This window comes from Sphingomonas silueang, assembly GCF_040049155.1.
In the GTDB taxonomy this organism is placed as follows: domain Bacteria; phylum Pseudomonadota; class Alphaproteobacteria; order Sphingomonadales; family Sphingomonadaceae; genus Sphingomonas; species Sphingomonas silueang.
Window position 1 is genome coordinate 59989 of sequence record NZ_JBDZDK010000018.1, and the last position, 20506, is coordinate 80494.

The following is a 20506-nucleotide window of genomic DNA, read 5'->3' on the forward strand; positions in this document are numbered from 1 at the left end:
GGATCAAGATTGCACCTTCGTCGCGCGGGCGGTGATGCCGTCATAGTCGACGCGCCACGTCTGGTCGCCGCCCCGGATCGTCGCCGACAGCGGCTGTCCGGTGCCGTCGACGCCCAGCACCACCGGGGGCATGACCGACAGCGTCATCGCCATGCCGCCGGGCAGGGTGTGGAACGCCAGCGCATCGTCGGTGCGGGGCACCAGTCCCTTCGGCCCCATCTGCGCAAAGCCGTAACCGTGCGGTTCGATGGTGAAGGCGAGCAGCTGGTCGCCGAGCATCGCATCGTCCGCCGCCGCCTGAAGCCTTGTCGCGAGGCGGTGCGCCTCCGCCTCGACGTTCGGCGCGCGGGTGGCGGCACCGATGCTGAGGCTGACCGCACCCGCCATCACGCCGATGATCGCGAGGACGATCAGCATCTCGATCAGGGTCATGCCGGATTGGGCATGGTCGTTCGTCACCCCCGCGCAGGCGGTGGGCCATTGCCGCTGACGATCGCGATTCGTTCGCGCGCCCAGCGTGTATGGATTCCCGCCTGCGCGGGAATGACGATCCGGGGTCAGGCTCAGCGCGCGGTCCCGTCGATGTCGGCGTCCAGCCCCTCGCCGCCGGGCTTGCCGTCCTTGCCGAGCGACTTGAGCGTGAAGCGCCCGCCGGTCGATTCATAGACGTACGGATTGCCCCACGGGTCCTGCGGCATCTGCGGCAGGTATCCGTCGGGGGGATAGGCGCCGGGCACCGGCGGCTGGGTCGGCTTTTCGACCAGCGCCTTCAGCCCCTGGCCCGTCGTCGGGTAATCGCCGTTGTCGAGCCGGTACATCTTGAGCGCGCCCGAGATCGACTTGATGTCGGTGCCCGCCGTCGTCACCCGCGCCTGATCGGGGCGGTTGATGACGTTGGGCACGATGAGGGCGGCGACCAGCGCGATGATCGCCAGCACGACGATCATCTCGACGAGCGTCAGCCCGGCCTCGCGGTCGGGTACAGAAACCTTGCGGGCGGCGGGGTTCGCGGCCAAGGTGTCACGAAACTTTCGGAATATACTGCGCATCCACGCCCCATGCGTCCACACGATGAAGCCATTGTGACAATCGAACCCGCCCCCGCCGGTCCGGCCGCGGGCGTGTGGGCTGTCGCGGGCGGCGAAGCCATATTAGTCGATGCCGCCGGACCCGCAACCTTGCTCGTGCCGTCCGAAGCGGTGCTGCTGCTGATCGCCGACCTGCCGCTGCCCAGCGCCGCCAAACGGCTGGCCGCGCTGCCCTTCGCGGTGGAGGACCGGATCGCCGATCCGCTGGAGGCGGTGCACCTCGCGCTGGGGCAGGCGGTGGGCGACCGGCGCTACCTCGTCGCCGTCGTCCGGCACGGCGTGATGGCGCAGTGGATCGCGATCGCCGGGGCCGCCGGGATCGGCGGGGCACGCTTCGTGCCCGATTCGCTGGCGCTGTCCGCCCCGGTCGAGGGGTGGAGCGTCGAGTTGACCGGTGCCCGCGCGCTGGTGCGTGCCGCCGACGGTACCGGATTCGCGCTGCCTGCGCCGATGCTGGTCGCGGCATGGGAGGCGGCGGGACGTCCGCCGGTGCAGGCGACCGGCGATCCGCTGCCCGATGCGATGGCGGGGCAGGGTAGCGCCTTTCCGCCCGCGCCGCTCGCCGAGCGGGTCGCCGCCGCGCCGATCGACCTGCGGCAGGGACTCCATGCCCGGCGTCGCGGCCCGCTGCCCAGCGTCGCGCGCAAGGTGGCGATGATCCTTGGGCTGGCCGCGCTGGCGCATGGCGTGATCGCGGTGGCCGACACGCTGATGCTGCAACGCATCGCCGGGCGGCGGCAGGCGGCGCTGCAACAGCTGGTCGCGACCACCGCGCCCAATGTCCCGACCGGCGGCGACGATTTCGCGACGCGCGTCGCCGACCTGCTGCCGCGCGCGACCGGCACCAACCGCTTCGTGCCGCTGCTGTCGCGCGTGGGACAGGCGTTGACCCCGATCGGGCCGGTGCTGGTGGTGCGATCGATGAATTTTGAAGGAAACGTGCTGACCATCGACGCCGAATCGCCCGAAACCGGCATGGCCGACCGGATACGCGCCGCATTGACCGGCGCGGGCATCGCGGGCGAGGTCGCCACCGCGCCGGGCGGTGGCCTGCGCATCACGGCGCGCGGCGCATGATCGTCCTCCGCCGCAACGCCCGGATCGAGGCGGCGCTGGCCCGCTTCGACGGCTGGTGGCAGGGGCTGTCGACGCGCGAGCGCTGGCTGGTCGGCATCCTCGCGGCGCTGCTCGCCGGGGTGGTGCTGGTGTACGGCGTGGTCAAGCCGGTGCAGGCGGCGCGCGCGCAGGCCCGCGCCGACATCCGCCAGGCCGAGACGCTGATGGCCCGCGTCCGCGCCGCCGGGCGGCTGGAAAGCGCACCGCAGACGTTGGCGGCGGGGCCGCCGCAGACGGTGATCGCCAATGCGGCGAGCGCGGCGGGGCTGCAAGCGGTGCTGGGCAGCGGCGGCGCGGGCGTGACCGCGACGCTGACCGATGCGCCCTATCCGGCGGTGGTGACGTGGCTGGCGGAGGTATCGCGTACCAGCACGATCGGCGTCGCCCGCGTGACCATGCAGCGCGGATCGGCATCGGGCCGGGTCAACGCGACGATCGAGTTCCGGCCATGACCGACACGCTGCTCCACGCCGAACCGGTGCGCCTGCCGTACGGCTATGCGCGCAAGGGCGGCGTGCTGATCCGGCTGGGGCCGGGCGGCATGGAGTGTTTGCACCGCGCCGACGCCACGCTCGACGCGATGCTGGAAGTGCAGCGCGTCGCCCCCGGCGTGCCGTTCGTCGCCGTGGAGGACGCGGCGTTCGATGCCGCGCTCCAGGCAAGCTATGGCGGCAGCGCGTCGACCGCCGCCGATATCGAACTGGCCGAAACCGATCTCGCGGCGCTGGCCGACAGTGCGGCGGCGGTCGACGACCTGCTCGACGCGCGTGACGATTCGCCGGTCATCCGCCTCATCAACGCGCTGCTGCTCGAGGCGATCAAGGAAGGCGCGTCCGACGTGCATGTCGAGACGCAGGAGAAGCGCCTCGTCGTGCGCTTCCGCATCGACGGGGTGCTGCGCGACATCGTCGAGCCGCCGCGCGCACTCGCGCCCTTGCTGGTCAGCCGGATCAAGGTGATGGCCAAGCTCGACATCGCCGAGCGCCGCACGCCGCAGGACGGGCGGGTGACGCTGCGCATCGGCGGGCATGACGTCGACGCGCGTGTCTCGACCATGCCGACGCAGCATGGCGAACGGGTGGTGCTGCGCCTGCTCGAGCGCGGCGGCATGATGCTCGACCTCGCGGGCCTCGGCATGACCGGGCGCGACGAGCAGGTGTTCGCGCGGCTGCTGGAGCGGCCGCACGGGCTGCTGCTGGTGACGGGGCCGACCGGCTCGGGCAAGACGACGACGCTCTATACCGCGCTGACCCGGCTGAACGATCGCCGCCGCAACGTCATGACGGTGGAAGACCCGATCGAATATGAGCTGGCGGGCATCGCGCAGACGCAGGTCAATCCGCGTACCGACATGACCTTCGCCCGCGGGCTGCGCGCGATCCTGCGGCAGGACCCGGACGTCATCATGGTCGGCGAGATCCGCGATCAGGAAACGGCGCAGACGGCGGTGCGATCGTCGATGACCGGGCATTTCGTGCTCTCCACGCTGCACACCAACACCGCGATCGGATCGGTCACGCGGCTGATCGACATGGGGGTCGAGCGCTATCTGCTGGCGCCGATGCTGGTCGGGCTGGTGGCGCAGCGGCTGGTGCGGCGGCTGTGCCGGGAATGCGCGTGGCAGGACCGCGCGACCGAGGCGGACAGCGTATTGCTGGGGGGCGCGATCAAGCCGGGCAAGAAACTGTGGCGGAAAGGTGCCTGCGAGGCGTGCCACCATGAGGGCTATCGCGGGCGCGCCGGGCTGTACGAGGTGGTCGCGGTCGATGACCGGTTGCAGGCGATGATCCACAACGGCGCGGCGGAGGCCGATCTGGAAAAGGCCGCGCGGGCGAGCAATCCGTCGCTGCTGGACGACGGGGTGGCGAAGGTCCGCGCCGGGATCACCACCGTCGAGGAGGTCGCGCGGGTCGTGCGGGACGAGGGGTGAGGGCTTCCCGATCCCTTCGCATCCCGTTCGGTTCGGGCCTGCCGAGAACGCATCTCCCCGGGCGGGGCGTTCTCGACGGACGCTTCTCGACAGGCTCGAAGCTGCTCGAACCGAACGGTGGTGGTAGGGGAGAAGCGCCCCCGCCACGTGCCGCAGCGTCGCCCTACCGCCTTCCGTTTGGTTCGAGCCTGTCGAGAACGCATCTCCCCGGGCGGGGCGTTCTCGATACGCGCTCTCGACTTCGCTCGATCGCTACTCGAACCGAACGGGTGGCGTGTGGGGTGGGTGTCGGATGACCGCCTACGCCTACCGTGCCGCCTCCCGCACCGGTGCGACCGTCAAGGGCGTCATCGAAGCCTCCAGCCCTGCCGCCGCGCGCGCGATGCTGCGCGAGCGGGGCGAACTGCCGCTGTCGGTCGAGGAGGCGGCGGAGAAGGGGCCGAAGCTCGGCGGCGTCCAGCTGCCCCGGCTGTTCCGGCGCGGCGTGTCGGGCAAGGCGCTGGCGACCATGACCCGGCAGATCGCGACGCTGGTCGGCTCCGACATCTCGATCGAGGAATCGCTGCGCATCGTCGCGGGACAGGCCGACAATGCGGCGGTGAACGCGCTGTTGCTCGACGTGCGCGCCGCGATCCTCGACGGGCGCAGCTTCGCACAGGGGCTGGCGCGCCACCCCAAGGCGTTTCCGGAATTCTACCGTGCCTCGGTCGCCGCCGGGGAACAGTCGGGCAAGCTGCCCGACGTGCTCAACCACCTCGCCAATTTCGTCGAGACGCGACAGGCCAACGGACAGAAGATGCAGCTGGCGCTGCTGTACCCGGCGCTGCTCGCCACCGTCAGCTTCGGGATGATGGTGCTGCTGATGGTCTATGTCGTGCCCGATATCGTGCGGGTGTTCGTGTCGCGCGGGGCGGAGCTGCCGTTCCTGACGCGCGCGCTGATCGCCTTGTCGGCGTTCGTGCAGGGCTATGGCCTCTATGTCGCGGTGGCCGCGCTGGTGCTGTTCCTCGTCGGTGCGCGCTGGCTGAAGGTGCCCGCGAATCGCCTCGCGCTCGACCGGCGGTTCGCGACGCGCGCGCCGTTCCGCCGCTTCAGCCGCCAGCACAATGCCGCGCGCTTCGCCGGGAGCCTCGCGACGCTGGTCGGCAGCGCGGTGCCGCTGGTCGAGGCGCTGCACGCCGCCGCCGCCGTCACCCCCAACCGCTTCGTGCGCGACAAGGCGCTGACCGTCGCGGCCCGGGTGCGCGAGGGGCTGTCGCTGCGCGCGGCGATGGCGGAGGCGGACATATTCCCGTCGATGCTGGTCGCGATCGTCGCGTCGGGCGAGACCTCGGGGCGGCTCGCCCCCGCGCTCGACCGTGCGGCGGGCGAGCTGGAGCGCGAGCTGGACGCGCTGGTCGCGACGCTGGTGGCGCTGGTGGAGCCGATGGTGCTGCTGCTGATGGGCGGCCTCGTGCTGATGATGGTGCTGGCGATCCTGTTGCCGATCATCAACCTCAACAATCTGGTGTCGATCTGACGATCCGATATGCCGTATCCCCGCGCAGGCGGGGATCCAGAGTCGCGAACGCCATGCCCCGCGGCGCTGGACCCCCGCCTGCGCGGGGGTACGGTTCGCGCGTGCCGGGCTATCGTGCTACATCGGCCTAAACCCTTCATTTCCCAAGGAACGCCCATGACCGACCTCGCCCGCATCGTCGCCGAGGTGACGGAGCATATCACCACCCACGGCCCGGAGATCGAGGCGGCGGCGGAGGCGGGGCTCGACTATCCGCCCGACTGGTTCGGCATGGCGGTGGCGACCGCCGACGGGGAACTGCACCATGGCGGCTATGCCAATATCCGCTTTCCCTTGCAGAGCATCTCCAAGGTCTTCGCGCTCGAACTGGCGCTGCGCGCGTGCGGCGACGGGGTGTTCAAGCGGGTCGGGCGCGAGCCTTCGGGCGATCCGTTCAATTCGATCGTCGATCTGGAACGCAACAAGGGGGTGCCGCGCAACCCGTTCATCAACGCGGGCGCGCTGGTGGTGTGCGATATCCTGTGCGAGCACATGGGCGACGATGCGCAGGCGCGGGCGGTGGTGGATTTCGTGGGCCGCGAAGCCGGGCTGGAGCGCGTCATCCTGAACGACGACGTGCTGGAGACGGGGCGCACCGGCGGCGACCTGAACCGCGCGATGATGAGCTTCGCCAAGCACCACGGCAACCTGCACAGCGATCTGGACGAGGTGATGGAAGCCTATGTCCATCAATGCGCGATCGAACTCGACTGCAAGTCGCTGGCGAAGGCCGGGCTGTTCCTGACCCGCACCGCGCGCACCGGCGATGCGGAGGCCGACAGGCGCGCCAGGCGGACGCGGCGGCTGCTGTCGATGATGACGACCTGCGGGCAGTATGACGGGTCGGGCGACTTCGCCTATCGCGTCGGCCTGCCCGCCAAGAGCGGGGTGGGGGGCGGTATCCTCGCGATCGTGCCGCAGGTCGCGTCGATCGCGGTATGGTCGAACAACCTCGACCGGCAGGGCAATTCGATCCTCGGCGTGCACGCGCTCGAGATGCTGGCGGACCGGATGGACTGGTCGGTGTTCGGCTGAACCCCAACACCCCCCGTTCGGTTCTAGCAGCGTCGAGCGAAGTCGAGAAGCGTCCGTCGAGAACGCCCCGCCCGGCGGAACCGCGTTCTCGACAAGCTCGAACCGAACGGGATGGGTTTGAGGTGGAGGCGGGGCCTTACTGCCCCGCCGCCGCGCCCTTCGGCCCCAGCAGGTCCAGCACCGCCGCCGTCATCGCGATCGTGCCGGTCACGATCGCGGGTTCCGCCGCCACCTTGAACAGCGGCGAATGGTGCGAGGGGATCGGCGCGCCGCCGCGCCGTGCCGCCGTGACCTCCGCCAGCGGCGTGCCGCCGACCGCGAAGTAATAGCCCTTCACCTTGCTGTCGGGCTGGACGAGATAGGCGAAGTCCTCCGCACCCATGCCGCCCTGCTCGAACGGCACGACGTTCGCCTGGCCGAGCGTCGTCGCCATCACCCCGTTCAGCCGGCGGGCGAGCGCGGCGTCGTTGATCGTCGTCGGCGTGCCCTCGATCACCGTGACCACCGGCATCCTGTCGGCGGGCATGCCGTTCAGTTCGCCGACGCCGCGCGCCACGCGGCGGATGCCGTCGAGCAGCTGCTTGCGCGTCGCTTCGTCGTTGGCGCGCACCGTCACCTGCAACTTCGCCTCGTCGCTGATGATGTTGTGCTTCAGGCCCGAATGGAACGACCCCACGGTGATGACGCCGGGGGCCAGCGGCTGGCGTTCGCGGCTGATGAGGCCCTGCAAGGCGATGACCAGCTGCGACGCCATGTACACCGGGTCCTTGCCCGCATGCGGGCTGGCCCCGTGCGCGCCGATGCCGGGCATGGTGATGTCGACCGAATCGGACGAGGAATACTGGATGCCCTCCGATGCCATGACCATGCCGGTGGGCAGCCCGGCGGCGACATGGAACGCCAGTGCATAGTCCGGCTTGGGGAAGCGGGTGTAGAGGCCGTCCTTCAGCATCGCGCTGGCGCCGCCGACCCGCTCCTCGGCGGGCTGGACGATGAACACGACGGTGCCCTGCCACCGGTCCTTCAGCGCCGCCAGCCGCCGGGCGGTGCCGACCAGCGAGGTGATGTGCGTGTCATGGCCGCAGGCGTGCATCACCGGCGCCTCGACCCCGTCGATGCCGACCTGCCGCGCCTTGCTGGCGTTGGGCAGGCCCGATTTCTCCTCGACCGGCAGCCCGTCCATGTCGGCGCGCACCAGCACGACCGGCCCCGCGCCGTTCCGCAGCACGCCGACCACGCCGGTACCGCCGACGCCGGGCGTCACCACCATGCCGGGGATCGCGCGCAGCTCGGTGGCCATGCGCCCGGCGGTCTTCACCTCCTTGAACGACAGTTCGGGGTTGCGGTGGAACCAGTCCCACATTTGCCCGAGCGACGCCTTGTAATCGGCGCGGACGGCGCCCGCCCAGTCGGGTTCGGCCAGCGCGGGCGTGGCGGCGAGCAGGCAGGCAGCGGTCAGGATCGTGCGGCGCATCCGGTAATTCCCCCTTGTCGATGGCGGCGATCCTATGGCGTCGCGGCGGCGCTGGACAGGGGTGAATCGTCGCCCCATTGAGGCCGCCGCCCCGATCGGCTAGGCGCGCCCGTTCACCATTTGCACCAATGCCTGAAGGGACATCATGACCGACAACGTCTCCGCCGAACAACTGCGGCTGCTGATCGAGCGGATCGAGCGGCTGGAAGAAGAGAAGAAGGGCATCAGCGACGATATCAAGGACGTCTATGGCGAGGCCAAGTCGACCGGGTTCGACGTGAAGACGATGCGCACGATCATCCGCCTGCGCCGCATGGAAAAGCATCACCGCGACGAGGCGGACATGCTGCTCGAAACCTACAAGCAGGCGCTCGGTATCTGATCGGGGACGGCGTATCCCGTTCCGTTCGTCCTGAGTAGGGGCTTCGACAGGCTCAGCCCCTACCCGGCACGAACGGTTCCGGCCTAACGCTACCGGGATCGAACGCCGGACGAGGGAACTGAAACATGGCCAGCGTCTTCCATTTCGCGACCCGCCTGCTGAAGGGGCACGGCGACCCGCACGGCGAGGAGGAGGCGCATGTCCTCTCCGCGATCGAACGCGGCACCCCGGTCAGCCGCGATGCCGCCGACGAATCGGACGCGCGATCGACCTTCGGCGACCGGCTGGCGGACCGGGTCGCGGCGGTCGGCGGGTCGTGGGGGTTCATCATCGCGTTTACCGCGGTGCTGCTCGGCTGGATGCTGCTCAATTCCGACGTGCTCCAGCACTTCGGGATGGCGTTCGATCCCTATCCGTACATCTTTCTCAACCTGATGCTGTCGACGCTGGCGGCGATCCAGGCCCCGGTCATCATGATGAGCCAGAACCGGCAGTCTGAGAAGGACCGGCTGGCGGCGCGGCTCGATTACGAAACCAATCTGCGCGCCGAGATCGACATCCTCGCGCTCCACGCCAAGCTCGATACCGACGTGATCGATCGGCTGGCGGCGCTGGAGGCGAAGATCGACGCGCTGGCGCAAAGCCGTTCGCAGGCGTAGAGCGGCGCTACAACCAAGAGGCACCGATGGCAGGCCATAGCAAATTCAAGAACATCATGCACCGCAAGGGCGCGCAGGACAAGAAGCGCTCGGGCATGTTCAGCAAGCTCAGCCGCGAGATCACCGTCGCGGCCAAGATGGGGCTGCCCGATCCGGACATGAACCCGCGGCTGCGCGCGGCGGTGAACGCCGCCAAGGCGCAGTCGATGCCCAAGGACAATATCCAGCGCGCGATCGACAAGGCGTCGAAGGGCGACATGGAGAATTACGAGGAAATCCGCTACGAGGGTTTCGGCCCGGCGGGGGTCAGCCTCATCATCGAGGCGCTGAGCGACAACCGCAACCGCACCGCGACCAACGTGCGTACCGCCGTGTCGAAGAACGGCGGCAACCTCGGCACCGCCGGATCGGTCAGCCACGGGTTCGACCGGGTCGGCCTCATCAGCTATCCTCCACAAGCGGGCGACGCCGAGAAGGTGTTCGAGGCGGCGCTGGAAGCGGGTGCCGAGGACGTGACCTCGAGCGAGGACGGCCACGAGATCTGGACCGCGGTCGGCGACCTGCATGAAGTGGCCAAGGCGCTCGAGCCGGTGCTGGGCGAGGCCGAGGGCGCGAAGCTCGCATGGCGGCCGCAGACGATGGTGTCGGTCGGCGAGGAGGATGCGGCGACGCTGTTCAAGCTGATCGACGCGCTGGACGACGACGACGACGTGCAGACCGTCTGGGCGAACTACGAGGTGTCCGACGAGGTGATGGAGAAGCTGGGTTGACGACCCCGATCCTCCCCGGAACGGGGAGGGGGACCGCCGCCGGAGGCGGTGGTGGAGGGGGATCGCCCCACAGCGCAACGCCTGCGGAAGCCCCCCTCCACCAGCTTCGCTGGTCCCCAGTATCGGGTCGGATCGTCCCCCGGACGATCCTCGACCTTGCGGGGCATGGTCGACCCGATACTCCGTGCCGGGGAGGATCGAGGTCATGCTGATCCTCGGCCTCGACCCCGGCCTCGGCACCACCGGCTGGGGCGTGATCCGCGCCGACGGCAACCGGCTGTCGCACATCGCCAACGGGCAGATTCGCACCGATCCGTCGATGCAGCTGCCCCGCCGCCTCGCGCTGCTCTCCGGCGCGCTGGGCGAGGTGATCCGCACCGAACGCCCGGACGGCGCGGCGGTGGAGGAGGTGCTGGGCAACAGCAACGCCCAATCGACGCTGAAGCTGGGGCAGGCGCGCGGCGTCGTGCTGCTCGCGGCGGCGAGTGCGGGCCTCGCGATCGGCGAATATCACCCGAGCATCGTCAAGAAGGCGGTGGTCGGCACCGGCGGCGCCGACAAGAAGCAGATTCAGGCGATGGTCGGCCACCTCCTCCCCGGCGTGAAGCTGTCCGGGCCGGACGCGGCGGACGCGCTGGCGGTAGCGATCACCCACGCCCACCATCTGGCGAGCGCGCATGCGCGGGCGCGGCGCAGCGGGGTGGGGGCGTGAGGTTCGGTACCGTGGCCCATACCGCCCGTACCCCGGCGAAGGCCGGGGTCCAGTTGCGGGCCGGTCGTACCATCGTCGGAATCCCCCGACTGGACCCCGGCCTCCGCCGGGGTACGGCGAATGACTCCGCAACCCTGTCCGTATCCCCGCGCAGGCGGGGACCCAGTGCCCCACGGGACCACCGTCGCCTGCTGCCCTGGACCCCCGCCTGCGCGGGGGTACGCTTTCCGCAAAGACCCAACCCATGATCGCGCATCTCAAGGGCACGCTGTCCGTCTCCGGCATCGACCATGCGGTCATCGACGTGAACGGCGTCGGCTACCTCGTCGGCGCATCGTCGCGCACCTTGCAGGCGCTGGGGCCGGTCGGCGGCAGCGTGACGATCCATACCGAGATGCTGGTCGCGGAGGACTTCATCCGCCTCGTCGGCTTCGCCAGCGCCGACGAGCGCGACTGGTTCCGCCTGCTGACCGGGGTGCAGGGGGTCGGCGCGCGCGTCGCGCTCGGCATCCTCTCGACGCTGTCGCCCGACGAGGTCCGCACCGCGATCGCCCGCGGCGACAAGGCCAGCATCGCCCGCGCCAACGGCGTCGGCCCGAAACTGGCCCAGCGCATCGCGATGGAACTGAAGGACAAGGTCGGCGGCATCGCGCTCGGCCCCGGCACGGTCGCCCCGGCGGCGGGGGGCGGTGGCGTCGAGGGCGATGCGGTATCGGCGCTGCTCAACCTCGGCTTCCGCCCCGCCGAGGCGGCGACCGCGGTCGGCAAGGCGGCGGAGGAACTGGGGCCGGGCGTCACGCTCGATGCGCTGGTGCGGCTGGCGCTCAGGAAGGCGTCGCGGTAGCGAGGTTTTGTTTACGCCGCGCAGGTACGACAGCACCGGTAGTCCGCAGCAAGGGCGTCGGAATGTCGGAAGCGACCTATGATCGGATGGCGGCGTCGCTGGGATCGCTGCTGCTGCTGTGGGCGAGGATCGAGCGCGCCGCGCAGCAGGAAGTCGTCCGCCGTGGCCGGAGCAAGGTGCCGCCGACGTCTTTTCACGGCGTCGCGAAGGCGTTGCAGGCGTGGCGCGCGACCGTTTCCGACCTGCCGGACGCGGCGTCGCTCAGCACGCGGCTGGCGGACGCACTCTGCGACCGCCTGCAGCGTCCGCGCAACATTCGCAACGGTCTGTGCCACGGCCTGATCGGTATCGTGTCGGCGCACGACGGCCGCCCGGGACGGCTGCTGTGGGAGATGAACGGGGTCGAGAAGTCGGTGACGTGGGAGGAGTTGCAGGAGATGTTCGGCTGGCTCGCCAAGGTGCCGCAGGCGCTCGGCATGATATCGGCCGACCCTCGCCGCAGCCCCTTCGACCGGCGTATCGACAGTCCGGAAAATCGCGAATGGTGGCGAACCGAATTCGCGCTGGCCTTGGAATGACGCCATCCGGCGGGCGTGCACCAACCCCCTCGACGCATCCCCCCGCGAACGTCTAGGGAACACCTGTGACCGACGACCGCATCACCACCCCCATCCGCCGCCCCGACGACGTGGACGCAGCGCTGCGCCCCAAGGCGCTCGACGAGTTCGTCGGGCAGCAGGCGGCGCGCGAGAATCTGCGGGTGTTCATCGATGCCGCGCGCGGGCGGGGCGACGTGCTCGACCATGTGCTGTTCTTCGGGCCGCCCGGCCTCGGCAAGACGACCCTCGCCCAGATCGTCGCGCGCGAGATGGGGGTCGGGTTCCGCGCCACCTCCGGTCCGGTCATCGCCAAGTCGGGCGACCTCGCGGCGCTGCTCACCAACCTCGAGGACGGCGACGTGCTGTTCATCGACGAGATCCACCGGCTCAATCCGGCGGTCGAGGAGGTGCTGTACCCGGCGATGGAGGACCGTGCGCTCGACCTGATGATCGGCGAGGGTCCGTCGGCGCGCAGCGTCCGGATCGACCTGCCGCGCTTCACGCTGGTGGGGGCGACGACACGGCAGGGGCTGCTGACCACGCCCTTGCGCGACCGTTTCGGCATTCCGGTGCGGCTGCAATTCTACACGGTCGAGGAACTGACGCGGGTGGTGACGCGCGCGGCCGGGCTGCTGGGCCTCGGCATCGCCACCGACGGCGCGACCGAGGTGGCCAGGCGTGCGCGCGGCACCCCGCGCATCGCCGGGCGGCTGCTGCGCCGGGTGCGCGACTTCGCCAATGTCGCAGGGGTCGAGATCGTCGATGCGCGCACGGCGGATGCGGCGCTCAACCGGCTGGAGGTGGATGCCAAGGGGCTGGACGCGATGGACCGGCGCTATCTGACGATGATCGCCGACGTCTATCGCGGCGGGCCGGTGGGCGTGGAGACGCTGGCGGCGGGCCTTTCCGAACCGCGCGACACGATCGAGGAGGTGATCGAGCCGTATCTGATCCAGATCGGCATGATCGCCCGCACCGCGCGCGGGCGCTGCCTGAACGCGGGCGGGTGGAAGCATCTGGGGTTCGAGCCGCCTGCGGGCGTGCAGGACGGACTGTTCGATTGAGGATTCCTCTGCGAAAGTCGAAGGCCGGCGCCTGATCCTGCCGTACCCCCGCGCAGGCGGGGGTCCAGAGCGGGGTACCACAACGGCTTGCGTTCGCGACTCCTGGACCCCCGCCTGCGCGGGGATACGGGCAAGGAGTTTCGTAGATGAATCGATTGAGGGGAAGCGGCATGAAGCGCGGCAAATTGCTCGGATCGGCGGCACTGGGGATGATCGCGGCGCCGCTGGGCGCGGAGAGCGCACCGCTGACGGTGCCGGTAGCGATCGCCGCCGACGCCAGCGCGAGGGTCACGATCGGCACGCGGCACTTCACGCTGCCCGACGAACAGGCGGCGATGGCGGCGGCGTTGCAGGCGATGCCGGACAAGGACCGCCCGGTCGTCCTGTCGGTCGGCGGGCGGATCGACACGCCCTATCGCATCGTCGGCGGGCTGATCTATCTGTTCCAGTCGGCGGGGTTTACGAAGGTATCGGTGGTGCAGCAGCCGGGCGATTGATCCCGCCCCCCTTTCCCCCGCCTGCGTCGATGGTTAAAGCGGACCTATGACCGACCCCGACCAGCCGACCGGTGGCCGCTTCGTCGGGCCGGAGCACCGCTTTCCCTTACGCATCTATTTCGAGGACACCGACCTGTCGGGCGTCGTCTATCACGCCAACTACCTGCGCTATTTCGAGCGGGCGCGCAGCGACATGCTGCGCCTGGCCGGTATCGACCAGCGGGCGGTACAGGAAGCGGGCGAGGGCTATTATGCGGTGCGATCGGCGCAACTCGACTGGCGCGCGCCCGCAAGGCTGAACGATGCGCTGGTGGTGGTCAGCCATGTCGCGCGGGTGCGCGCGGCGGCGGTGGATATTCAGCAGACAGTCATCCGCGACGATGTCCTGTTGGCATCGGCGCGGGTCGAGGTGGCGTTCGTGGGCGCGAACGGGCGGCCACGGCGGCAACCGGCGGCGTGGATCGACACGTTCACGCGGCTGGCGACAACCGGAAAAGGGGCATGATGGACGCTTTCGTGAATACCGACGCCGCGACGATGTCGCCGGTCGCGCTCTTCCTTCAGGCCGACTGGGTGGTGAAGGCGGTGATGATCGGGTTGCTGGCGGCCAGCATCTGGACATGGGCGATCATCGTCGGCTTCCTCGTGCGCGCCCGCAAGGTCCGCCGCGACATCGACCGGTTCGAGAGCGAGTTCGAGCGCGCCGAGGATATCGACGCCTTCCACCGCTTGCAGGGATCGCGCGATACCGCGATCGCCCGCGTCTTTTCCTCGGGCGTGCGCGAATGGCGGCGATCGACCGCCGCCAAGACGATCGACCGCGACGGCACACGCGAACGCCTCGCCACCGCCATGGCGTCGAGCGTCGCGGACGAGAGCGAGACGCTGGCCGACCGGCTGAACGTGCTGGCGACGGTCGGGTCGGTCGCGCCGTTCGTCGGGCTGTTCGGCACGGTGTGGGGGATCATGCGTTCGTTCACCTCGATCGCGTCGGAACAGAATACCTCGCTGGCGGTGGTGGCGCCGGGCATTGCCGAGGCGCTGTTCGCGACCGCGATCGGGCTGTTCGCCGCGATCCCCGCCGTCATCGCCTACAACCGCTTCAGCCACAGCGTGAACCGGATCGAATCGCGCCTCAATCGCTTCGCCGATGCGTTCCACGCCACGCTCTCGCGCCAGCTTGAAGGGGTCTGAAGCGTGGGGATGAACCTCCCCTCCGCCCGGGGCAAGGGCCGCCGCGCGCCGATGGCGGAGATCAACGTGACCCCGCTGGTCGACGTGATGCTGGTGCTGCTCATCATCTTCATGGTGACGGCCCCGCTGATGACCAGCGGCGTGCCGGTGAACCTGCCCGACAGCCGCGCCAAGGCGGTGGAGCAGGCGCAGGAGCCGATCACCCTGTCGATCGACGGCGAGGGCCGGACCTTCATCGACGACGTGGAAATCTCTGGCGACAATCTGCCGGGCGAACTCGAAAAGATCGCGGCGGCGGGCGCGGGGGCGACCGAGCCCAGGCAGGTGATGCTGCGCGCCGACAAGAGCCTCGACTATGGCCGGGTCAACCGAGTGCTGGGCGAGCTGAACCGCGCGGGGCTGAACCGCGTGTCGCTCATCAGCGTGGCGCAATAGGGCCATGCAGAAGGCGGAGCGGATCGGGCTTGGCGTCGCGGTCGCGGGGCATGTCGTGCTCTTCGGGCTGCTGTCGGTCGGGTTTCTGGCGACGCCCAATCCGCTGAAGCTCGAGACGAAGCCGATGGACGTGAGCTTCGCCGAGGAGGTCGCGGCCGAGCAGACATCGCCCAATCCGGACGAGGCGCCCGCCGTCTCACAGGCTCCCGAAACCGGCCCGCCCGAGGATGCCGCCCCGCCCGAGGCGGCGAGCGAACCCGAACCCGCGCCCGAGCCGGAACCCGCGCCGCCTGCCCCCGCGCCAAAGCCGCAGCCCGCGCCGCGCCCCGAACCGAAGCCCGCGCCCAACCCCGCCCCCAGGCCGGTGCCGAAGCCGGTCCCCAAGCCCGCGCCGAAACCGGCCCCCGCGCCCGAGCCGAAGCCCGCGCCCGCGAAGACGCCGCCCCGCTCGACGCCCGCGCGTCCGGCGGCGCAGCCCAAGGCGGCACCCGCAAGGCCCGCCGCCCCCGCCAGACCTGCGACCAAACCCGCGGCGACCAAGGGGCAGGGCACCTCGCCACAGGCGACAGCGCAGCGCCCGCGCGGCGGGCGGCTGGGTAATGATTTCCTGAAGGGGATCGCCGACACGCCGACGCCGGGCAAGGCGCAGGCCCCGCGCGCGGCGGCGGTCGGCGCGCAGTCGCTCGCCGGCCTCGCCAGCGCGATCCAGCGGCAGGTGCAGCCGTGCGCCAACCGCATCCCCAATCCGGGGCCGGGTGCCAACCAGATACGGTCGCGCATCCGCCTCCAGATGCGCCCCGACGGCACGCTCGCCGCCAAGCCGCAATTGCGCGGGCAGACCGGCATCGACGGCGAGAACGAACGCTATGCCCAGCGCGTGTCCGAACTGGCGATCGCCGCGATCATCCAGTGCGCGCCCTATGAACTTCCCGCCGAGCTGTACGAGGGCGGCTGGAAGGACATCATCGTCATTTACAAGCTGCCCGGCTGACCGGAGAGACCGATGCACAGACTGATCCTGTCCCTTGCCGCCGCGCTGGCGACGCTCACCGCCGCACCGGCCTTCGCGCAGGTCGAGGTGGATATCGAGGGCGGCATTTCCGAACCGCTGCCCATCGCGGTGCCGGTGATGCCGACGCCCGCCGTCGCGGGCACCCCCGCCGGATCGACGGATGCGCTGGGGCGGCAGCTGGCCGAGATCGTCGCCGCCGACCTGCGCAGCTCGGGCCTGTTCAAGCCCGCCGGGCCGAACGGCCTGCCCGCCGTCGCGATGGGGCAGGTGCAGGCCCCCGATTATGCCGCGTGGAGCGGGGCGCAGGCGCTGGTGCAGGGCTATGTCCGTGCCGAGGGCGACGGGACGCTGACGATCGGCTGCTATCTCTACGACGTGTTCGCCCGCACCGAACTGACGCGGCAGGGGTTCAACGTGGCGCCCGGCGAATGGCGGCGCGCGGCGCATAAATGCGCCGATGCGGTCTATACCCGCCTGTCGGGCGAGGGGCCCTATTTCGACAGCCGCATCGTCTATGTCTCCGAAACGGGGCCGAAGGGCCGCCGGATCAAGCGGCTGGCGATCATGGATCAGGACGGGGCCAACCACCGTTTCCTGACCAACGGCCAGTCGATCGTGCTGACGCCGCGTTTCGCGCCGAACCAGCAGTCGATCGTCTACATGAGCTATGTCAATGAACGCCCCGCCATCTATGTCTATGACCTGGGCAGCGGGCGGCAGCGACTGCTGGTGCAGAACGCATCGCTGACCTTCGCGCCGCGCTTCTCGCCGGACGGGCGCTATGTCCTGTTCTCGATGGCGCAGGCGGGCAACACCGACATCTATCGCGTGCCCGCCGCCGGGGGCAGCCTGCAGCGGCTGACCAACTCGCCCGGCATCGACACGGGGGGCAGCTATTCGCCCGACGGATCGAAGATCGTGTTCGAGAGCGACCGTTCGGGCGGGCAGCAGTTGTACGTCATGAACGCCGACGGATCGAACCAGCAGCGGATCAGCTTCGGCGGTGGGCGCTACGGCACCCCCGTCTGGTCCCCGCGCGGCGACCTGATCGCCTTCACCCGGCAGGGGGGCGGATCGTTCCGCATCGGCATCATGTCGCCTTCGGGGTCGGGCGAGAAGCTGCTGTCCGACGCATGGGGCGACGAGGGGCCGAGCTGGTCGCCCAACGGCCGCGTGCTCACCTTCTTCCGATCGGCGCAGGGTTCGGGCCGGACCGAGATCTGGTCGGTCGACCTGACGGGTTCCAACATCCGCCGCATTCCGACCGCGCTCGACGGGTCGGACCCGAGCTGGGGGCCGATTCGTCCGTAACTTTTCCCAACGGGGGCAATTTCCGCTACAGGGGCATTGTGGTGGATGCGTAACGACCAGGGAGTGACCCCATGAAGCAATTCTCGACCGCATTGATCCTCGCCACCGGCCTGCTGGCGGTGGCGGGCTGCGCCAAGAAGCGTCCCGCCGTGCTGCCGCCCGCGCCCGGCCAGACCGTCGATCCCAATGCCGGTACCGGCGGCACCGGCACCGACGGCGGCGCGGGTACGATCGTCCCCGGCTCCCGCGCCGATTTCCAGCGATCGGTCGCCAGCGACACGATCAACTTCGGGCTGGACCAGTATGACATCGACGCATCCGCGCGGCAGATCCTCGACACCCAGGCGCAGTGGTTGCAGCGCTATCCCAATGTCCGCGTGACGATCGAGGGGCATTGCGACGAGCGCGGCACCCGCGAATATAATCTCGCGCTGGGCGACCGGCGCGCCAATGCGGCGGCCAGCTATCTGGCGGCGCGCGGCATCTCCGCGTCGCGGATCACCACGATCAGCTACGGCAAGGAACGCCCGCTGGCGCTGGGTTCGGACGAAGCCGCATGGGCGCAGAACCGCCGCGCGGTGACGGTGGTGCTCCAGTAGCTGGATCAGGGCGGTGCCGGCCCGCTCCCCCACCCGACCACCCACAGCGTATCCTGAATGGGTGGTCGGGTGGGGGTAGCCCAGCAAAGTACTACTTTGCTGGGACCCGTGGGGGAGCGGGCCGGCACCGCTTCCACGTCAGTGGACAAGACCCTGAACCCGCCGGTCAGGCCAGGGGCCGGGCCGCCGACCATTTGCGCCGTTTCTTGACGAAGCGAGTCTCGTAGCGGCGGATGACCGGATCGTCCGCCAGCATCGCGTCGGCGAAGGCGTTGTACGCCGCCATGTCCTCGACCACGACCATCAGCGTCAGGTCGAACGTCCCCGCGACCTCGAGGATCGCCTGCACCCGCGGATCGGCCTCCAGCCGCCGGAGCAGCGCATCGACATGCGGCAGCGCGTGGCGATCGAGTTGCACATCGACCAGCGCCGACAGGAACGACCCCACCCGGTCGGACACGATCGCCACGTCGGCGACGATCGTCCCGTCCTCGCGCAGCCGCCGCACCCGCCGGGTGATCGCGGAAGGGGAGAGCGCCACGTCGCGCGCCAGATCCTCGGCGGTGCGCAGCGCGTCGCGTTGCAGGCAGTCGAGCAGTTCGCGATCATAGCGATCCAGATCGCGCATTGCCGTCCCCTGTCCCCGTCAGCTTGCCGGATTTCGCCGGTCCGGCCCCCGTCTTTGCCGAAATCGGGCGGGGCGGCCAAGCGATAAGGCGGCTCGTCCAAGGGGAGGGAATATGCGCCGCCGGATCGTTGCTCTGTCACTGTCGCTGGCCATGCCCGGCATCGCCGCCGCACAGGCCCCCGCCGACGATCCCGCCACGGTCGTCGCCGCCACGCGCAAGGCGGTGGCCGAACGCTATGTCCTGCCCGATGTCGCGGCGAAGCTGAGCGCGGCGCTAAGTCAGCCCGAACGCTATCGTGGCCTCACCGGCGAGGCGCTGGCCGAGCGGATCAATGCCGATATGGACGCGGTCACGCCCGACAAGCATCTCGGCATCACGTACAATCCGCAGATGGCGGCGATGCTCGGCAACGAGCCGCTGCCCGACGACGATACGGCGATGCCGCCGGCGATGGCGCGGATGATCGCGCGGCACAACGGCGGCGTGCGCGCGATGGAGGTGCTGCCCGGCAATATCCGGATGGTCGCCTATGACGGGTTCGAGTGGGGCACGCCCGAGGCGGAGGCGGCGATCGCCGGGGCGATGCAGTTCCTGCACGGCGGCGATGCGTATATCATCGACCTGCGCCGCAACGGCGGCGGATCGCCCGGGGCGGTGGCGGCGATGGCCAGCTATTTCGTTCCGCAAGGCACGCCGCTGATGCGCTTCGAGATGCGCGGGCGTCCGGGCGAAAGCACGACCGCGCCGAGGGCGCCGTTCAGCCTCGCGGGCAAGCCGCTCTATGTGCTGACCAGCGGCGGCACGGCGTCGGCGGCGGAGGAGTTCGCGACGCATGTATCGGCGCTGGGCTTCGGCACGCTGGTCGGCGAGCGGACGGCGGGGGCGGGGTTCCGCAACGACCTGCTGCCGATCGGCAAAAGCTATGTGCTGAGCGTGTCGAGCGGGCGCGCGGTCAGCCTCAGGACCGGCAAGGACTGGGAGGCGGTCGGCGTCGCGCCCGCCATCGCCGTGCCGGTCGACCGCGCGCTTGCGGCGGCGCAGGCGGCGGCGATGACCGCGATCGCCACGACCGTCCCCGCCGACGAACGGCGCGAGGTCGAGCGCCTTGCCGCCTTCTACCGCGCGACCGTCACGCCGGTGGCCCCGGCGCATCCGCTCGCCGACTATGCCGGGGTGTATGGCGACCGGCGGCTGGTCGTCCGCGGTGATCGACTGACGACCAGCCGCGGCGGGCGGGCCGCGTCGCCGCTGGTGCCGATCGCGGCGAACGTGATGGTACCCGAGACGGACCCGGCGTCGCGCTTCCGGTTCGTCGAGGAGGGCGGACGGATCGTCGCACTGGAGGTCGAGCGGGTCGACGGATCGGTCGAACGCTTCGCGCGGGGAGCGGGGGTGTGAGGGGGCATCGCCGGAAACGTCGACGACGTTCCTCCCCTCCCTGGAAGAGCGTCGGGCCGGTCATGCCCCCGGCATGACCTAGGGTCTGTGGGGATTCATCGTGAGTTGATGACGGCGCCGACGAGGTGGATCATGGCTTCGAAGCTGCGGTCGGTTTTGCAGGCTCGCATGGCGATGCGCTTGAACTCCTTGAGCTTGCA

24 protein-coding genes are annotated in these 20506 nt (G+C 70.0%); 20 read left to right on the top strand and 4 right to left on the bottom strand.

The window, feature by feature from the left end; all coding sequences use genetic code 11:
• Nucleotides 1–3 precede the first annotated feature (3 nt).
• The gene (locus ABLE43_RS15725) at nucleotides 4–459 is read right to left on the bottom strand and encodes a prepilin-type N-terminal cleavage/methylation domain-containing protein (protein ID WP_348979323.1); all 456 of its coding nucleotides are present in this window, start codon (nucleotides 457–459) and stop codon (nucleotides 4–6) included.
• A 104-nt stretch (nucleotides 460–563) separates the two neighbouring features.
• A complete protein-coding gene (gene gspG / locus ABLE43_RS15730; RefSeq protein WP_348979324.1) occupies nucleotides 564–1049 on the bottom strand; it encodes a type II secretion system major pseudopilin GspG in 486 nt (161 codons plus the stop codon).
• A 33-nt stretch (nucleotides 1050–1082) separates the two neighbouring features.
• On the opposite strand from gspG, the gene gspL reads away from it, so the two are divergent.
• The 5 genes from gspL (at nucleotide 1083) to glsA (ending at nucleotide 6727) form a co-directional block, all read left to right on the top strand.
• On the top strand, nucleotides 1083–2165 hold the full coding sequence (gene gspL / locus ABLE43_RS15735; protein ID WP_348979325.1) for a type II secretion system protein GspL: 1083 nt from the start codon (nucleotides 1083–1085) through the stop codon (nucleotides 2163–2165).
• Nucleotides 2162–2656 carry a type II secretion system protein GspM gene (gene gspM / locus ABLE43_RS15740; RefSeq protein WP_348979326.1) on the top strand — a complete coding sequence of 165 codons (495 nt, stop codon included), beginning with the start codon at nucleotides 2162–2164 and terminating at the stop codon, nucleotides 2654–2656. Before gspL ends, gspM begins: the two co-directional genes overlap by 4 nt.
• A complete protein-coding gene (locus tag ABLE43_RS15745; RefSeq protein ID WP_348979327.1) occupies nucleotides 2653–4134 on the top strand; it encodes a GspE/PulE family protein in 1482 nt (493 codons plus the stop codon). Before gspM ends, ABLE43_RS15745 begins: the two co-directional genes overlap by 4 nt.
• Nucleotides 4135–4426: 292 nt before the next feature.
• Complete coding sequence (locus tag ABLE43_RS15750; protein ID WP_348979328.1) at nucleotides 4427–5653, top strand: type II secretion system F family protein; 1227 nt, start codon at nucleotides 4427–4429, stop codon at nucleotides 5651–5653.
• 156 nt (nucleotides 5654–5809) lie between these two features.
• The gene (gene glsA, locus ABLE43_RS15755; RefSeq protein ID WP_348979329.1) at nucleotides 5810–6727 is read left to right on the top strand and encodes a glutaminase A; all 918 of its coding nucleotides are present in this window, start codon (nucleotides 5810–5812) and stop codon (nucleotides 6725–6727) included.
• A gap of 136 nt (nucleotides 6728–6863) precedes the next feature.
• On the opposite strand, the gene ABLE43_RS15760 is transcribed toward glsA, so the two are convergent.
• Nucleotides 6864–8201: an amidohydrolase gene (locus ABLE43_RS15760; RefSeq protein WP_348979330.1), complete on the bottom strand. Its 1338-nt coding sequence runs from the start codon at nucleotides 8199–8201 to the stop codon at nucleotides 6864–6866.
• 145 nt (nucleotides 8202–8346) lie between these two features.
• Between ABLE43_RS15760 and ABLE43_RS15765 the strand changes: the two genes are divergently transcribed.
• From ABLE43_RS15765 to pal, 14 genes are all read left to right on the top strand, one after another.
• Nucleotides 8347–8583 carry a DUF2312 domain-containing protein gene (locus ABLE43_RS15765; RefSeq protein ID WP_066689655.1) on the top strand — a complete coding sequence of 79 codons (237 nt, stop codon included), beginning with the start codon at nucleotides 8347–8349 and terminating at the stop codon, nucleotides 8581–8583.
• Nucleotides 8584–8708: 125 nt separating this feature from the next.
• Nucleotides 8709–9242: a DUF1003 domain-containing protein gene (locus ABLE43_RS15770; protein WP_348979331.1), complete on the top strand. Its 534-nt coding sequence runs from the start codon at nucleotides 8709–8711 to the stop codon at nucleotides 9240–9242.
• Between the two features lie 26 nt (nucleotides 9243–9268).
• Nucleotides 9269–10012, top strand: coding sequence for a YebC/PmpR family DNA-binding transcriptional regulator (locus ABLE43_RS15775; RefSeq protein ID WP_348979332.1), 744 nt, complete (start codon nucleotides 9269–9271; stop codon nucleotides 10010–10012).
• Nucleotides 10013–10217: 205 nt separating this feature from the next.
• The gene (gene ruvC, locus ABLE43_RS15780; protein WP_348979333.1) at nucleotides 10218–10724 is read left to right on the top strand and encodes a crossover junction endodeoxyribonuclease RuvC; all 507 of its coding nucleotides are present in this window, start codon (nucleotides 10218–10220) and stop codon (nucleotides 10722–10724) included.
• A gap of 244 nt (nucleotides 10725–10968) precedes the next feature.
• Nucleotides 10969–11568, top strand: coding sequence for a Holliday junction branch migration protein RuvA (gene ruvA / locus ABLE43_RS15785; protein WP_348979334.1), 600 nt, complete (start codon nucleotides 10969–10971; stop codon nucleotides 11566–11568).
• Between the two features lie 62 nt (nucleotides 11569–11630).
• Nucleotides 11631–12146, top strand: coding sequence for a hypothetical protein (locus ABLE43_RS15790; protein WP_348979335.1), 516 nt, complete (start codon nucleotides 11631–11633; stop codon nucleotides 12144–12146).
• A 65-nt stretch (nucleotides 12147–12211) separates the two neighbouring features.
• Complete coding sequence (gene ruvB, locus ABLE43_RS15795; protein WP_348979336.1) at nucleotides 12212–13231, top strand: Holliday junction branch migration DNA helicase RuvB; 1020 nt, start codon at nucleotides 12212–12214, stop codon at nucleotides 13229–13231.
• A 170-nt stretch (nucleotides 13232–13401) separates the two neighbouring features.
• Nucleotides 13402–13728, top strand: a complete 327-nt coding sequence (locus ABLE43_RS15800) for a hypothetical protein (protein ID WP_348979337.1) — start codon at nucleotides 13402–13404, stop codon at nucleotides 13726–13728.
• A 46-nt stretch (nucleotides 13729–13774) separates the two neighbouring features.
• Nucleotides 13775–14233: a tol-pal system-associated acyl-CoA thioesterase gene (gene ybgC / locus ABLE43_RS15805; RefSeq protein ID WP_348979338.1), complete on the top strand. Its 459-nt coding sequence runs from the start codon at nucleotides 13775–13777 to the stop codon at nucleotides 14231–14233.
• Entirely contained in the window at nucleotides 14233–14922 is a 690-nt protein-coding gene (gene tolQ / locus ABLE43_RS15810; protein ID WP_425475280.1) for a protein TolQ, read from the top strand. The genes ybgC and tolQ overlap by 1 nt, the downstream gene beginning before the upstream one ends.
• 3 nt (nucleotides 14923–14925) lie before the next feature.
• Nucleotides 14926–15357, top strand: coding sequence for an ExbD/TolR family protein (locus ABLE43_RS15815; protein WP_348979340.1), 432 nt, complete (start codon nucleotides 14926–14928; stop codon nucleotides 15355–15357).
• A gap of 4 nt (nucleotides 15358–15361) precedes the next feature.
• A complete protein-coding gene (locus ABLE43_RS15820) occupies nucleotides 15362–16348 on the top strand; it encodes a cell envelope biogenesis protein TolA (protein ID WP_348979341.1) in 987 nt (328 codons plus the stop codon).
• A 12-nt stretch (nucleotides 16349–16360) separates the two neighbouring features.
• Nucleotides 16361–17680, top strand: coding sequence for a Tol-Pal system beta propeller repeat protein TolB (tolB, locus tag ABLE43_RS15825; RefSeq protein WP_348979342.1), 1320 nt, complete (start codon nucleotides 16361–16363; stop codon nucleotides 17678–17680).
• A gap of 71 nt (nucleotides 17681–17751) precedes the next feature.
• Nucleotides 17752–18279 carry a peptidoglycan-associated lipoprotein Pal gene (gene pal, locus ABLE43_RS15830; protein WP_348979343.1) on the top strand — a complete coding sequence of 176 codons (528 nt, stop codon included), beginning with the start codon at nucleotides 17752–17754 and terminating at the stop codon, nucleotides 18277–18279.
• A 166-nt stretch (nucleotides 18280–18445) separates the two neighbouring features.
• Here pal and ABLE43_RS15835 read toward each other — a convergent pair whose 3' ends face one another.
• On the bottom strand, nucleotides 18446–18907 hold the full coding sequence (locus ABLE43_RS15835) for an Lrp/AsnC family transcriptional regulator (RefSeq protein WP_348979344.1): 462 nt from the start codon (nucleotides 18905–18907) through the stop codon (nucleotides 18446–18448).
• Nucleotides 18908–19019: 112 nt separating this feature from the next.
• On the opposite strand from ABLE43_RS15835, the gene ABLE43_RS15840 reads away from it, so the two are divergent.
• Entirely contained in the window at nucleotides 19020–20306 is a 1287-nt protein-coding gene (locus ABLE43_RS15840; protein ID WP_348979345.1) for a S41 family peptidase, read from the top strand.
• Nucleotides 20307–20506 lie beyond the last annotated feature (200 nt).

Coding starts and splice junctions, on each gene's coding strand:
- ruvA (WP_348979334.1), top strand. CDS start 10,969: ATGATCGCGCATCTCAAGGGCACGCTGTCCGTCTCCGGCATCGACCAT.
- gspG (WP_348979324.1), bottom strand. CDS start 1,049: ATGCGCAGTATATTCCGAAAGTTTCGTGACACCTTGGCCGCGAACCCC.
- ABLE43_RS15750 (WP_348979328.1), top strand. CDS start 4,427: ATGACCGCCTACGCCTACCGTGCCGCCTCCCGCACCGGTGCGACCGTC.
- gspM (WP_348979326.1), top strand. CDS start 2,162: ATGATCGTCCTCCGCCGCAACGCCCGGATCGAGGCGGCGCTGGCCCGC.
- ABLE43_RS15835 (WP_348979344.1), bottom strand. CDS start 18,907: ATGCGCGATCTGGATCGCTATGATCGCGAACTGCTCGACTGCCTGCAA.
- ABLE43_RS15760 (WP_348979330.1), bottom strand. CDS start 8,201: ATGCGCCGCACGATCCTGACCGCTGCCTGCCTGCTCGCCGCCACGCCC.
- ABLE43_RS15745 (WP_348979327.1), top strand. CDS start 2,653: ATGACCGACACGCTGCTCCACGCCGAACCGGTGCGCCTGCCGTACGGC.
- ABLE43_RS15775 (WP_348979332.1), top strand. CDS start 9,269: ATGGCAGGCCATAGCAAATTCAAGAACATCATGCACCGCAAGGGCGCG.
- glsA (WP_348979329.1), top strand. CDS start 5,810: ATGACCGACCTCGCCCGCATCGTCGCCGAGGTGACGGAGCATATCACC.
- ABLE43_RS15790 (WP_348979335.1), top strand. CDS start 11,631: ATGTCGGAAGCGACCTATGATCGGATGGCGGCGTCGCTGGGATCGCTG.
- ybgC (WP_348979338.1), top strand. CDS start 13,775: ATGACCGACCCCGACCAGCCGACCGGTGGCCGCTTCGTCGGGCCGGAG.
- pal (WP_348979343.1), top strand. CDS start 17,752: ATGAAGCAATTCTCGACCGCATTGATCCTCGCCACCGGCCTGCTGGCG.
- ABLE43_RS15840 (WP_348979345.1), top strand. CDS start 19,020: ATGCGCCGCCGGATCGTTGCTCTGTCACTGTCGCTGGCCATGCCCGGC.
- ABLE43_RS15765 (WP_066689655.1), top strand. CDS start 8,347: ATGACCGACAACGTCTCCGCCGAACAACTGCGGCTGCTGATCGAGCGG.
- ABLE43_RS15820 (WP_348979341.1), top strand. CDS start 15,362: ATGCAGAAGGCGGAGCGGATCGGGCTTGGCGTCGCGGTCGCGGGGCAT.
- ruvC (WP_348979333.1), top strand. CDS start 10,218: ATGCTGATCCTCGGCCTCGACCCCGGCCTCGGCACCACCGGCTGGGGC.
- tolQ (WP_425475280.1), top strand. CDS start 14,233: ATGGACGCTTTCGTGAATACCGACGCCGCGACGATGTCGCCGGTCGCG.
- ABLE43_RS15770 (WP_348979331.1), top strand. CDS start 8,709: ATGGCCAGCGTCTTCCATTTCGCGACCCGCCTGCTGAAGGGGCACGGC.
- tolB (WP_348979342.1), top strand. CDS start 16,361: ATGCACAGACTGATCCTGTCCCTTGCCGCCGCGCTGGCGACGCTCACC.
- ABLE43_RS15800 (WP_348979337.1), top strand. CDS start 13,402: ATGAAGCGCGGCAAATTGCTCGGATCGGCGGCACTGGGGATGATCGCG.